Origin of the sequence: Collinsella sp. AM42-18AC, from assembly GCF_003467965.1 — a bacterium.
GTDB lineage: Bacteria > Actinomycetota > Coriobacteriia > Coriobacteriales > Coriobacteriaceae > Collinsella.
This window is the reverse complement of record NZ_QSFY01000001.1, coordinates 18,025-32,559: the sequence shown is the minus strand read 5'-3', so window position 1 is coordinate 32,559 and position 14,535 is coordinate 18,025. Positions and strand designations below refer to the sequence as shown.

The following is a 14,535-nucleotide window of genomic DNA, read 5'->3' as shown; positions in this document are numbered from 1 at the left end:
GGCTGCGTGGACGGGCACGTGCAACATGACGGCTTTGGCCGCGATATCAACTACCTGCGCATTGCCGTTACCGACAAGTGCAATTTTCGCTGCATTTACTGCATGCCGGCCGATGGCGTGGCGCCCCGCGCGCACGACGAGCTACTCAGTGCCGAGGAAATCGCCCGCTTTGTGCGCTTGGTGGCGGGAGAGGGCATTCGCCGCGTGCGCCTGACGGGCGGCGAGCCGCTGGTCAGCCGCCGTATCATTCCGCTCATTCGCGACATCCGCGCGATCCCGCAGATCGAGGACATCTCGCTCACCACCAACGGCGCCCTGCTGCCCAAGCTGGCGCCACAGCTCAAAGATGCCGGGCTTAACCGCGTCAACATCTCGCTCGACACACTCGACCCTACGCTGTTTGGAAAGATCACGCGCCTGGGTCGGCTCGAGCAGACCATGGCTGGCATCGACGCGGCGCTGGCTTGGGGCTTTGAGCCGGTTAAGGTCAACTGTGTTGTTGTGCGCCGGCTCAACCAGGATGTGGCGGCCCTCGCGCGGCTCACGCTCGACCGCCCCATCCACCTGCGCTTTATCGAATACATGCCCATCGGCGACGAACACACGAGCTCGCATTGCGCTGTGGACCCGCATGCGCCCGCGCTCAATCCCGAGCTGTGGGACGCGAGCGATACCGTGCCGAGCGACGAGCTGCGGGCGCGCATCAATGCCGGGGCCGCCGCGACGGGGCTGGGCGAGCTCGAGCCGCTCGACATCAACGACGCTCCTGCCGGCGCGGGCCCTGCGCGCTATTGGCACTTTCCGGGCGCGGCGGGAACGGTCGGCTTTATCAGCGCCATGTCCAACCATTTTTGTGCGAATTGCAACCGTCTGCGCCTGACGGCCGATGGCAACGTGCGTCCGTGCCTGTTCAGCGATGCCGAGTATTCGGTGCGTGAGGCGCTACGCCGTGGTGATGATATGCAGGTGCTTTCGATTTGGCGCGATGCCGTGGCCCACAAACCGCAGGAACACGCGATAATTGAGGGCACGCAACGATTTATGTCCCAAATCGGAGGATGATCATATGGCCAAGAGCAGGTACGCCGATGCCACCAAGGCCGCTCGCAGGGCCGCGATGTCTGCCCACAAAGTCACGGCTGCGGCCAGCGACGCCGTTGCAGGCACGCAGCCGTCTGCCAGCGCTGTCGCCGAGCCCGCCCGTGACGCCCGTCGCGACGAGCTGACGCATGTGGACGCCAAGGGCGAGGTGCGCATGGTCGACGTGTCCGACAAGGCCGAGACCCATCGCATTGCCATCGCCGAGGGCACCATCCTTATGCACCCCGAGACGCAGGCCATGGTGCTGCAGGACCGCGCCAAAAAGGGCGATGTGCTTGCCTGCGCGCGCGTGGCGGGCATCATGGCCATCAAACGCACGAGCGACATCATCCCCATGTGCCATCCGTTGCTCATTACCAAGAGCAAGTGCGACATTGCACCCATCGCTGCGGCGGGGACGCCGGCCGAGGACGTGCCCGAGGGCTGGGCGCCGGCGCGCACGGACGGGCAGGTTGGCTTTCATGTACTGGTCACGGCCGGCGTGACGGGCAAGACGGGTATCGAGATGGAGGCCCTGACCGGCGCGAGCGCCGCGTGCCTAACGATCTATGACATGTGCAAGGCGGTCGATCGTGGCATGGAGATCGTCGACGTGCGCCTGCTGCACAAGGAGGGCGGCCGCTCGGGCGTATGGGACCGCGCTGAGCGTCAGGCCGCTGCTGTTGAGGCCGTGGCCGCTGACGGTGCCGCGCCCGCGAGCGCACCCGTCGCCGTTTCGCCCGCAGCTCCGGCACCGGCCGTCCCCGCGATCGCGTTTATCGGCTACCAAAACTCGGGCAAGACAACGCTCGTCGAGAAAGTTATCGCCGAGCTCACCCGCCGCGGCCTGCGCGTGGGTTCGCTCAAGCATCATGGGCATCACGGCTTTGATATCGACGTACCCGCTAAGGATACGTGGCGCCATCACCAGGCCGGCTCCAAGCACGTGGGCCTCATCTGCGCCACGCGCTGGGCGGAGTACGCCGACACGCGCGAGGAGGACGAGATGCCCGCGCGCGAGCTGCTGTCGCGTTACAACGATGTTGACGTGGTGATCATCGAGGGCTACAAGACTGAGGGCTTCGACAACATCGTGGTCGCGCGCTCCGGTGTCGACCGTCTGCGCGGCAAGAGCTCGCTCGACCTTGTCGACGGTCACACGCTGGCCCTTGCCTGCAACGAGGCCCTGGCGCGTCAGGCCTTCGACGCCGGCTTTGCGACCCGAGCCATCAACATCAACGACGCCCGAGCCATCTGCGACCTTATCCAAGACCACCTGGCCTAAAACCTGCCAAAAAGGGACAGGTTTATTGTGGCAGGTTTTATCTGGGCAAACGTCATTTCTACCACAAAGGAGCCAGGCGCCTTTGTGGTGGTTTTTGCTTTGGTAGATGTGTGGGACATGCCTTACAATCTACCAAGTAGTTCATGCTGGGCGGAAAGACGGAAGGGGCTCGATGCGACCCTAGTCAGGCATACGGATAGATTGAGCCAATGGACAGTGGATGAATGGCCGCTGCCCGCTATTCGTATGCGATAAGGAGTCCCCATGCCCACATCTGTATTCCCAAAAGTCCGCTCGTCGCTGTCCACGCAGGCCAAGCGCCTGGTGGCGATGCGCTTTCTCATCTACACCGGTTTTCAGACCAGCTACTTTATCGGCGTCATCGGAACGCTAACCTATGCGGACGATGCCTCGGTCGTCGCGACATCGCTGGCCGTCCTGTTTATGAACGTTTTCGTAATCCTGGGATCCTTTGCGGGCGGCGCTGCGCTCGACGCATGGGGTCCGCGCCGCCATTTCTTGCTGAGCATTGTTGGCGCTCTCGCAACTGGCACGGCAATCATCGCCTTTGGTAGCGCGACCGGCGTCGTCCTGCTCGGCGCGGTGTTTCTGGGCTTTGTGATGGGATTCGCCCAGCCCATCGCCACGTCCTATCCGGCCTACCTCACCAACGACCCCGTCGAGCTCAAAGACATCAACTCCGCCATCGCCATGTTCTCAAACGTGAGTATCATCGTTGGCCCCACGCTGGGCGGCTTTGTCGCGGCGGCTGCATCGTCGCGCGCGGTGTTCGTGCTCATGATGCTCTTTACCGTGCTGGCGTTCGTCGTCGGTTGGGGCTTTAGGCCGCAGACCAGCCATGTCGCCGGGCATGCGGATGCCGATTCGGCAGAGGAAGGGGAGCGTGCGGGACAAAGCTCCAACCCCAGCACGCCCGCCCGCGCCACCTTCGCAGCCAGCATCAAGACAGTCTTCACCAACAGCGTCCTCGCGCTACTTTTCTGCATCATTTTTCTTTCGAACTTTGGCTATGGAGCCTTCGATCCGCTCGAGTCGTTTTTCTATCGCGATGTCCTGCATGTCGGCGTTGAGTGGATGGGCTGGCTCTCGTCGGCCTCGGGCGTGGGCGCGGTGCTGGGTGCCGTGCTCGCGCTCCGCTTGCCGCCGCACCTGGTCAACCTTAAAACACTGCTCGTGGCACTTATGTCCGTGGGCCTGGGAAGTCTGCTCTATGTGGGGACACCGTACGTGGGCGTGGCCCTCATCGGCCAGATCGCCCTGGGCATAGCTTGGGGTGTCGTCAACCCGCTCCACAACACCATTGTGCAAACGACGGCTCCGCTCGAGCAGCTCGGTCGCGTGAACTCGGTTATGGGCTTTGGCAATATGTTCGCCGGTGTGGCACCGCTGGCGATTGCCCCGTGGCTGGCGGCGACGTTTGGCGTGCAGCAGACGCTCATCGGAGCAGGCATGGTCGTGACGGCGGTTCCTGCGGCGTTGCTGCTGTTTGGACGCGATCACTTGGATCGTGCCGCAAGGCAGTAAAGACCGTCACAACATTCGATGAAAATCGCGATTTTGCCGAAAAACATCGAATGTTGTGATGGTTTGGCCCGCAAACGTCGCAACCACCACAAAGGGGCCAGGCACCTTTGTGGTGGTTTTTGCTTTGACGGGCCGCGCCTGCGCCTTGGTATACCATGTACGCCGTTCACGAATACACTCCACACCGCCGTACAACCCAGAAAGGCTCCCATGGACGCCACCTTCAGCCACATCAAAGCCGTGTTCTGCGATATCGACGGCACGCTGCTCACGAGCCAGCACACGGTGTCCCCGCGCACCGTTGCGGCGATCCGCGCCCTGCGCGAGCGTGGCGTGCTCTTTGGCCTGTGCACCGGGCGCGACGCCCACGCGACCGAGGCCATGTACGAGCTCTGGGGCATCGAAGGCCTGGTGGACGTGCTCGTGGGCTGCGGTGGCGCCGAGGTCATCGACCGCGCGCACGACATCAACGAGCTGAGCTATCCGCTGCCGGGCGAGACCATCGCGCGCATCTGCAAGCACATGGCGGACCTTCCGGCAACGCCCGTCTGCCCCCGAGACGGCGTGTTCTACGTGCCCGAGAGCAACGCGTGCGTCGAGCACCTGTCGCGCGTCGACGGCGTGCCCTACCAGGTGGTCGATTTTGCCGAGTTTTTGCGCGAGCCGCAGCCCAAGGTGATGTTTACCATGGCGCCCGAGGTAATGCCGCGGGTGATTGAGCGGGCGTCGACGTTTGCCGACGACACTGTTAAGGCGGCGGCTCTGCAAACCACGCAGCGGCTCTACGAGTTCATGGATCCGCGCGTGTCCAAGACGCGCGGCCTTGTGCGCGTGGCGGAGCTCAACGACATGGAGCTCCAGGACATCTGCGTGTTTGGCGATGCCGATAACGACACCTGCATGGTGGCTGACGCCGGCGTGGGCGTGGCCATGGCAAACGGCAGCGACGCCACCCGCTCCGCTGCCGATTTTGTAACCGCCAGCAACGACAAAGACGGCATCGCGATCTTTATCGAGGAACATCTGCTGTAGCGCTGGGGGAGAACCACCGCAGAAGGGGGCAGGCTCTTTTGCGGTGGCCTCAGGCGATTTGGGCGAATTGGTACCTAAAATCTGTGGAAAAATTCAAATATTGTTGTCTGAACATCATGCTTCTAACCACCGATGGGTATAAGATATTCTCATCAATTTGGTAGGATATTCATCCCGGTTAATGACCTACCGCTCACGGTCGATTTTCGACCGTTCACAGGATGTTTGCTCTTGAGCAAAATGTTGTGCAAATAAATCTAATGCCATTAAAAAATAATAGGCAACTAAATTACCAGCAGAAACAAAAAATAGATAGCGAATAAACGAAGGTAAATCTGAGCAAATGTCAAGAGAATTGAGAACTCGCTACAAAAATGTCGGTTTTGTTGCTCAGATGTCTAAACAATCGTTATAATTGCATTACTAAACGAGTGCAATTACAGATTGCGCAGATACGTTTGATGGTGAAAGAGCAAGATCGCGGTCTCTTGGGGAGGAGACATCGATGAAAGCGAATTCAGACAAATCTAAGCAGAGTAAAAAAGCGACGCGCCGTGTACTGGCAGGCGTTTTGTGCGGAGCATCCGTGCTGAGCCTGGTACTGTCGCTCGTCATGCCCCCGATCTCGCAGGCCATTGCCAACGATGCCCAGGCAGCTCCTACCGAGAAAACTGTGATGGGGGGGGGTTCCTCAAGTGAGTCTACTGATGTAGAAAACACCAACAATGGGGATACCAAAAAGCTGAATAGCGGCGAGACCGAGGGCGGCGCGACCGAAGACGCTGCTGCTGCGGGCTCGACTGCCGATAGCGTGGAGGCCAAGGGCGCCGCACAGCCTTCCGACGCACAGCTTGCGGATGATGAGAATAACGATGAAAACGCGAACGCTCCCGCCACCGTCAGTGCCAATGACTATACCGAGGTAAGCAACGATGTTTCTGAGGCATTTGCCAATGGCGGCAAGTTCCGACTGACGGGATCTGCCTATTCGGATAAGCAGATCGATATCAACAAAGACACCACCATCGATCTTAACGGCAACATGCTCTGTAACCGTTCTGGCGGCTTAGACTCCTTCTTTGTGGTCGAAAACGGAGCCACACTCACTATCGAGGATTTAAGCAAAAAAACAAATGATTTACCAAGACCGGTCGATACGGCTAATACGTCGGCGGGTCAGCCTGCGAGGATGGAGTGGGAAAGGGGAAGCGGCTCTAATAACGGCACTCCTGAGAGTCTTACTTACTATGAGACTAAGAGCACGCCCAATACAAATAGACTTGGCACCACCGAGACTACGTACGAGCATGTCGTTACGGGCTTTGGCGCTATTGATGCAGCATCGGAAAGCGGTTCCGTAAAGTATGTGGTCAACGTTGAAGCGGGCGGCATACTCAATCTCAAGGGCGGCATGATTACCACGGCTGCCAACCTGAGTAACGACGGTCATGTGATTTTTTCTCAGGGTACGGTCAAAATCGAAGGCGGTTACGTCACCAACGGCAACGGCGGTGGCTGGGGCGGTGGTCTGTGCATAACGGGTGCGAATGCCAGCCTCGAAATGACAGGCGGCGTGGTCGCGGGAAACAAGGCAGCTGCCGGCGGCGGCGTCTTTGCTGATAATGGAGCCACTCTGAACCTTGCGGGCGGAATTATCTCTGGCAACGCAACGTATGATAAAGCTATCAATAATGGTGAAAACACACGCGATGGCGGCTACGGTGGTGGTGTTTATACCAAGGGTGCAAAAGTTACCATTAGCGGTTCTGCCTGTATAACCAACAATCGAGTCGATGCTCGCATCACAGATATTGACAACCTTGGCAACAATGGCCTGCTCGGTGGTGGTGGCATTGCGTGTACGCACGATGGCACGCTTAACTTAACGGGCGGCTTCGTTACGGCCAACTATTCCTATGAGGCTGGCGGTGGCGTCTACGCTGGTTTTTATGATAAAGATAACGACGGCGAGATCGAGAAAATCACTTTTAAAATGACTGGCGGTACGATTGCCGGCAATGTTGCCGATAACGCCGAAGGCGGCGGTCTGCGTGTCGCGGGCGGCGACAGCGCCGGCACGATGGCAACAATTAACGCCAGTGATACTGGCAGGGTTTACATTACGAACAATAAGACGAATACGGGTAGCACCAAAGGTCGTGGTGGCGACTGGGGCGGCGGTGGCGTCTTTATTCAGAAGGGCGGCAAGCTTAACATCGTAAGGACGCTGATTACTAACAATAAGGCTGGTGGTTGGAGTGGCGGAATTGGTGCTTGTCCTACGGGCGAGACAATCGTTTCGCACTCAAATGGCGCTGCTGTCTATGACAACGCAGATAACGTTGATCAAGATGGCAAAAAGCTGGAAGCGTATCATTATTCCGCTGGCGGTGACAACAAAAAAGAAGACCATGATGAAAAACAATACGTTACTCCTCTCTTCCAAAAATCCGGCCATAAGGATTTCTTCTTGGTCCGTAATAAGGAAGGCGCGGATAAGATAATCGCTGTCGTTCTTGGCAAGATGCTCGGCGGCGGCTCGGCTGGCTGGAAGGGCACCTGCGATGGCAAAGAGATCGAAATCGATGCCAACGGCGGTGCCGAGGCCAAGTACATGTTTGGCCTTAAGGCTCATCCTTCCGACCAGGCTAAAATTGATGCACAGGCAGCGGCTACGACCATCATCAGCGGTAACTACTCTTACACCCACGGCGGCGGCATCATGACCAACGGCGACCTCATCGTCGGTGAGGTTACTTCCCTGGACGTGTATCCTGCAATCAAGGTCAAGGCTAACAAGGTCCTCATGAAGGACGGCAAACCGCAAGGCCTCACGGGCCACGGCTATAAGTTCAAGCTGTTGGGTAAAGCCGCCGATTCAGCTGGGGAGCCGTATTGGAATACGGACGGCTCACTTAACGCAAACGGATGCGAGGCGACGTCCGAGGTTACCGTTAATGAAAGTGGAGAGATCGTCATTGATACGGCTGCGAACTACCAGTCGGGCAATTACGACCTCTACCTTGTTGAAGTCCCTATCAATGAGGAAGGCACGACCTTTGATAAGGCCATTTACAAAATACATATAAAGGTTGGTACGACACCAGTTAATGCGACCAACCTCTTGGGGATCAATATTAATCGTTATGAAGTTGATAAGAGCGCTTCCACAGTATCCGTTAAAAGGGAAGGCGAAACGGGCTTCACCGAGTGTAAATCTCCTGGGTTCTATAACTGGAGTGTAGATCCGAAAGACAATACAATCTCGACCGTAAAAATCGGCAACAGCTCCAAACCTGCGTTTACGAACGAACTTGCGCCCTACCAGACTTCAGGCACTTGGACACCTCAGGTGACCAAGAAGGTCGATGGCGGCGAGATGAAGAAGTTCAAGTTCGAGCTATATACCATGGATGGCAGCGAGAAAACGGTGCTTGATACAAAGAGTACCGCTGATGACTCGAACAACTTGCAGACGGTGACGTTCGCCGAGCAGAAGATCGGACCACTCAAAGTCAGCGACTTCAACGGCGGTAAGGCAACATTCACTTATTACATTTGTGAATGTGCTGCTGACGCCGGCGAAGGCACCAGCCACAAGGGCTATACCAACGACACCAAGACCTTCAAGGTTGTGGTGACGGCAACGGATGACGGCGAAGGACATCTGACCTGCAAGCCGGCCTACTACGAGGTCGACGCCAACGGTCATGAGAACGAGCAACCGACTGACAACCCCACCTTCACCAACACCTACTCCACCTCTTTGCCCCTTTCTGGTATGTCGGGCGTCACTCTGACGTACCTTGCCGGCGCGGCGGTGCTCTGCGCTGCTGCGGCCTGGATGCACATTCGTCGCAAGGCGAATGCGAAGGGAGGTGAGCGTCGTGAATAAGAAAGTTTGCTCCTTCCCGATCTTGTTTGCGCTGCTTGCCCTCCTGATCGGCACCTGCGCGGTTGTGTTCCCCGCATCCGCGCAGGCCGCGCCGACCTCGACCGGTTCCATCACGGTGAGCGGCACCGTGGCGCGCAGCTACGACGCCTACCAGATCTTTAGCGCCAACGTCGTCGACGGCGACAGCGACGCCAAGATCGCCACCGACCTCGCCTGGGCAAGCGGCGCCGCGCGCGATGCCGTGTTGCCTGTGCTGCACAGCGCCGGCATGCCCAATTCCCAGACCACCGCGCAGGAAGCTGCCGAGTGGCTCAACACCGATTCCCACCTTACGAGCGCGCTGAGCGCACAGCTCGCTCGTTCCCTTCAGAGCTCTGGCGCCGAGCCCGTGGCCCTTAACGCGGGCAAGGCGGCCGAGCTGCCCTGTGGCTACTGGCTCATCGTCGCCAAAGACGACGCCATCGCCCAGGGCGAGGCCGGCACCGCGCAGGTCATGGCCCTGGTCGGCGGCAGCGCCGTCACCGTCAAGCCCAAGGCCGCGACGCCCAAGGTGGCCAAGCACGTGCTGGAGGACAGCACCGCCGCCTGGGGCAAGGCCGCCGACGCCACGGTCGCCGACGACCTGTACTGGCGCCTCTCTGCCACGGTCCCGGCCGGGCTCACCGCCTACGACACCTATACGGTGCAGTTCGTCGACACCATGGGCGCGGGGCTCGACCCCTCCAAGGTGGCCGCGAGCATGCGCGTGTACGTGGCGGCGGGCGCGGACGGCGGCTTTGACGCGGTCCAGACCGGCAAGGACGGCCGCGCCGGCACCGACCCCGCGAAGGGCTGGACCGACATCACGGCCCAGTGCGCCACCAAGGTAGCGGCCGACGGCAAGACCTTCACCGTGCGCACCGGTGACCTGATCGCCGCGCTCGGCGGGGCCGACGCCTTTACCGTGGGCGCCCGCGTGGTCGCCGTGTACAATGCGCCGCTCAACAGCGCGTGCAACCACGGCATCGCGAAGGGCAACCCCAATGAGGTCTACCTGCGCTACCCGCGCTCTCCCTTTGCCGACCAGTCCGGCGACGCCGGCTTTACCCGCACGCCGAGCGACGATGCGTGCGCCTACACCTGGGATCTCGCGCTCACCAAGCGCGGCAGCGACGGCGACAAGCCGCTTGCCGGGGCGGTCCTGAGCATCGCCGACGACCGCGGTCGCACGCTAGCGGCCGACGGTACGTGGGATGCGGAGGGCAAGGCCACCGTCACCACGGGCGAGGACGGCCGCGTGACCGTCTCGGGCGTGGACTCGGGCAAGCTGGAGGTCCGCGAGCTCAAGGCGCCCAAGGGCTACACCGCCTTCGAGGGTACGCGTTGCGTGACGGTCAAGGCCGAGGGCCTGGACGTCGACCAGGTGGCCGCCGCCAAGCCCAAGCTCACCATCACGGCCGAGTCGCCCCTGCGCGCCGACAGCGCGGACGGGTCGACGGGCAGCCTGGAGGCCTCGCTCATCAACACGCCCACCGGCACACCCCCTAGCATTACCACCGGAGGCTTTATGCCCTCGACTGGCGATATGGCAATGTACGCCGCGGCCGCCGCAGCGGTCGCCGGAGCCGCGCTCATCGTGGTCGCGCTCCTGGTCAAGCGGGGAGGTGGCAGCCATAAAGAGTAGCTGGCAGCCCCACAGAGAGCGGGGCGAGACGTAGCGAAGCAGATGCTAAGACACAGACAGATGATGACCGATCGAATGAGAACCAACCGGAAAACGGAGGAAAAGAAGATGAGCATGAGCAAGAACATCGCACGCCTGGCAGTGACAGCAGGCCTCACCGCAGCTCTGAGCTTCGGCGGCGTGATGGCCCCGGTGACCATGGCGTTTGCTGAGGGAACGGGGTCGACCGTCACGTTCGAGGACGCCGATTACGCTGCGTCCACGACCTATAAGGGTATCCGGATCTTCAAGGCGACGGTTACCAAGACCGGCGAGAACACCACGGTAAGCGGGATTGAGTGGGCCGGTGCCGATGCGGATACGCAGCAGGCGATTCAGGATGCTGTTGTTAAGGCGATTAAAGTTAATAATAAGAATTACGACAGCACGAACGCTCAGGATGCAGCCGATTGGTTGAGTGCCCACGCTGAGGGTATTGGAACCGACTCGAAGGTCGCGAGCGACAACGTCTTCAGCTTAATCGCCGCTAACCTGAAGGACAGCACGGCTTGGCAGAAGACGACCAAGGGCGACGCATCCCTTTCTGGTCTCGATGCCGGCTACTGGCTCTTCCTCACTGATACCGCCGGTAAGCCTGCTGATAAGTCGACCGATGCGTTCACTTCTCCCGTGTACGCTGTAATCGACGGCGAGAGCACGACGACCGTCAAGCCTAAGAAGAGCGTCCCCACGGTTGTGAAGAAGGTCCTTGACGACGCCGACGCCTACGCTGCCGTCACCGACATCAAGAGCTCCGACAAATGGAAAGATGTCGCCGATTCCCAGATTGGCCAGGATGTTAACTACAAGCTTACCGGCACGATCGCCAGCAACTACGCTACCTTTGACACATATGCTTACAAGTTCACCGATAAGCTTTCCAATGGCCTTGATTATGTCAACGGCTCGGTTAAGGTGTACGCACTGAACGATGAGAAATACAGCGAGATTGATTCGAACAATTATACCGTGACGAATGCTGACACTAGCAACAACAACACGCTGACGGTCGATTTCAAGGTCGGCGAGGGCAAGAAGGGCCTCAAGGATGTTAATGGCGTGAATGCCAACACCAAGATCGTCGTTTTCTACAAAGCCAAGCTCAACAGCCATGCCGTGATTGGCAAAGCTGAAGGCAGCACTATGGGTGGCAACACCAACACCGTTAAGCTCACGTACTCTAACAACCCGTATGCCGAGGGCGAGGGCGAGACGATCGGGGACACCGTCGCCGACTTCGCCTTCAAGCTCAACCTCAACAAGGTCGACCAGGGCACCGAGAAGGGCCTTCAGGGTGCCGTCTTCACCATCCAGTCCGCTGATGGGAACTCTAATGGCCAGTATATTGCTTCGAAGCCGGACACTACTGCGGGCGTCGTCGCGGGCCAGCTCGTGACCGTTACCGATACCAACAACCTGCCTGACTACGTGATGTTCACATCCGACAAAGAAGGCAAGATCCCCGTCTCCGGTCTCGACGCCGGCTCCTACACGGTGACCGAGGTCCAGACTCCCGCCGACTCCTACACCAAGGCCAGCCCCTTCACCTTCACCATCTCACCGACGTATGACGAAATGACCATGAAGGTGACGGATCTTAAGGCAGAGGTTTCCGAATCCGATAAGATCCGCACTGACATTGCCTTCGGCACGCTCGACGGCACTGCCGGAGATAATAAGCTGACCGGCAAGGATGGCACTGGTACCAATGCCGCCGCCGGCGAAGTCACCATCAACGTTGGCAACACTAAGTCCATTGGCCTTCCCCTCACCGGTCTTAACGGTGTGACCTTTACTTGGATCGCTGGTGGCGCGGTGCTGTGCATCGGCGTGGCGCACCTCATCCGCAGCCGTAAGCAGGCTGAGGAGTCCGAGCAGGAGTAACGCTCGCTCACCCATCCCTTTGGCAGGCGAGAAGTGATGGCCATGAGACTTGCGGACACTTTTCTCGTCTATCTACGTTCTTGCTTCGCCATTCTCTTTTCTGGGCAGACTCCGCACTGGAGTCTGCCCCGTTTTTTTGGGATAACGCAGCCAGCCTCCACCGTCCGATGCGGGTACGTTCGTCATCGCGTTTCTTGACTCGTATGAGGTTCGGATTAAGGTCCGTAGGCGCACGCGCGGTGCGGACGGTAGAAGGCATTTGCGCCGCAGCAAGCGCAAACAAGAATGCCCGGGGGTCGGATCCCGGGCATTTAACAACGTCGGAAACTGGTCGCCCGCGCTCCTAAGTACTTACGCGGGGTGCATCGTTTTCTATTGACATTGTATCCCGAATCGCCCAGCCGATCCGGGACATTTTGAAAACGCAAACACGTCGGGCAAACCCGGACAATGCGGCCAGGCTCCGCTGGATGATGAATAGTGTTTGTAACTATCGAACAGATGTTTGCAAATATTGCGTTTACCAGCTGTAAGTGTGAGTGCTCGCAGTAAAATACCCTTGCGACGCATCCCGTGCGCGGGCGGCCGACGACTCGATCGGAGGTTCCCAAATGCTGAAATTCCTTAACGCGCTCGCCGCCCTCGCGGCGGTTGGCACGTTCGTCATCGCGTTTCTTGACTCGTATGAGGTTCGGATTAAGGTCCGTAGGCGCACGCGCGGTGCGGACGGTAGAAGGCATTTGCGCCGCAACAAGCGCAAATAAGAATGCCCGGGGTTAGAGGCCCGGGCATTTAACAAAACCAGAAAACTAGGCCGCCCGCGCTCCCAAACATTTACGCGGGGTGCGTCGTTTTCTATTGACATTGTATCCCGAATCGCCCCGCCGATTCGGGATATTTTGAAAACGCAAATGCAGACCCATGCTCGCGCCGCGCAATGCTGTTTAGCTGCGTTGTCTGGCGCATGAGTTCGCTAATCGGCTATTATTTGTTTAGACAACTTGAGTTGTAGAGGAGTGACCGGCGATGGTGCAGGGCGCTAAACATATGAAGAGCAATAACGCCGCGGACAACGGCGGCTCAAACCCTCAGCCCAAACCTCAACCAAAGCCCAAGCGCCGTCGCAAGCGGCTGCCGCGCTGGGCCGACCGGCTCATCACCATCGTCATCATCCTTATTGGCGTGGGCCTTATGACCTGGCCGTGGATCTTGGACCGGCTTGAGGCCTCGGGCGTGTTCAACCAGATCAGCACCGTGTCCAGCACCGTGGACGCGCTGTCTGCCGAGGAGCGCGAGCGCATCCTGCTCCAGGCGCGCTCCTTTAACGAGCAGCTGGCGGGCGAGGCCACCGAGCTTCCCGCCGACCAGATCGAGCCCTACGCCCAGCAGCTCATCTTTGACCGCGACCCCATGATGAGCTGGGTCGAGATCCCCTCCATCGACGTGAGCATGCCCATCTACCACGGCACGAGCGAAGAAGTCCTTATGGCAGGCGTCGGCCACCTGGAGGGCACGAGCCTGCCGGTGGGCGGCACCTCGACGCATTGCGTGCTCACCGCGCACTCGGGCATGCGCAACCTGAGCATGTTCGACGACATCCACTCGCTGGAGCCCGGCGACCTGGTGCTGCTGCACACCATGAACAAGACGCTCGCCTACAAGATGGTGGACTCCGAGGTCGTGCTGCCCGAGGAGATGGAGTCGCTAACCATCGAGCCCGGCGCCGACAAGGTGACGCTTGTCACCTGCACGCCCTACGGCGTGAACGACCATCGCCTGCTGGTGCATTGCGTGCGCACCAAGTACAACAAGAAGGACGTCGACAAGCAAAAGTCGCTGGCCGGTCGCCACTGGGGCAAGCGCGAGTTTGCCGTGCTCATCGTGGTCGTGGCCATTGTGCTGTTGCTGCTGGACATCGTGATCCACACGATCCGTAAGCGCCGCAAGGCCAAGGCCTCGGCATAGGACATTCTTCAGAACCACCACAAAGGGGACAGGCACCTTTGTGGTGGTCGGGGCTTCCAAACCATCGCAACATTCGATGAAAATCGCGATTTTGACGAAAAGCGTCGAATGTTGTGATGGTTTTCATTATGGACGGCGCGGTTTTCA

8 protein-coding genes are annotated in these 14,535 nt (G+C 59.3%); all 8 read left to right on the top strand.

What is annotated here, in order from left to right; translation table 11 throughout:
* Positions 1–6: 6 nt before the first annotated feature.
* A complete protein-coding gene (gene moaA, locus DW913_RS00110) occupies positions 7–1,062 on the top strand; it encodes a GTP 3',8-cyclase MoaA (RefSeq protein ID WP_233541961.1) in 1,056 nt (351 codons plus the stop codon).
* Between the two features lie 4 nt (positions 1,063–1,066).
* A complete protein-coding gene (gene mobB, locus DW913_RS10240) occupies positions 1,067–2,365 on the top strand; it encodes a molybdopterin-guanine dinucleotide biosynthesis protein B (protein ID WP_117797070.1) in 1,299 nt (432 codons plus the stop codon).
* Between the two features lie 264 nt (positions 2,366–2,629).
* Complete coding sequence (locus DW913_RS00100; protein ID WP_117797068.1) at positions 2,630–3,910, top strand: MFS transporter; 1,281 nt, start codon at positions 2,630–2,632, stop codon at positions 3,908–3,910.
* Positions 3,911–4,120: 210 nt separating this feature from the next.
* Positions 4,121–4,942 carry an HAD family hydrolase gene (locus DW913_RS00095; RefSeq protein ID WP_117797066.1) on the top strand — a complete coding sequence of 274 codons (822 nt, stop codon included), beginning with the start codon at positions 4,121–4,123 and terminating at the stop codon, positions 4,940–4,942.
* Positions 4,943–5,447: 505 nt separating this feature from the next.
* Complete coding sequence (locus DW913_RS00090) at positions 5,448–8,837, top strand: Spy0128 family protein (RefSeq protein WP_117797065.1); 3,390 nt, start codon at positions 5,448–5,450, stop codon at positions 8,835–8,837.
* Positions 8,830–10,500, top strand: a complete 1,671-nt coding sequence (locus DW913_RS00085) for a SpaA isopeptide-forming pilin-related protein (protein ID WP_158566161.1) — start codon at positions 8,830–8,832, stop codon at positions 10,498–10,500. The genes DW913_RS00090 and DW913_RS00085 overlap by 8 nt, the downstream gene beginning before the upstream one ends.
* 114 nt (positions 10,501–10,614) lie before the next feature.
* The gene (locus DW913_RS00080; protein ID WP_158566160.1) at positions 10,615–12,423 is read left to right on the top strand and encodes an isopeptide-forming domain-containing fimbrial protein; all 1,809 of its coding nucleotides are present in this window, start codon (positions 10,615–10,617) and stop codon (positions 12,421–12,423) included.
* A 1,047-nt stretch (positions 12,424–13,470) separates the two neighbouring features.
* Positions 13,471–14,388 carry a class C sortase gene (locus DW913_RS00075; RefSeq protein ID WP_158563825.1) on the top strand — a complete coding sequence of 306 codons (918 nt, stop codon included), beginning with the start codon at positions 13,471–13,473 and terminating at the stop codon, positions 14,386–14,388.
* Positions 14,389–14,535 lie beyond the last annotated feature (147 nt).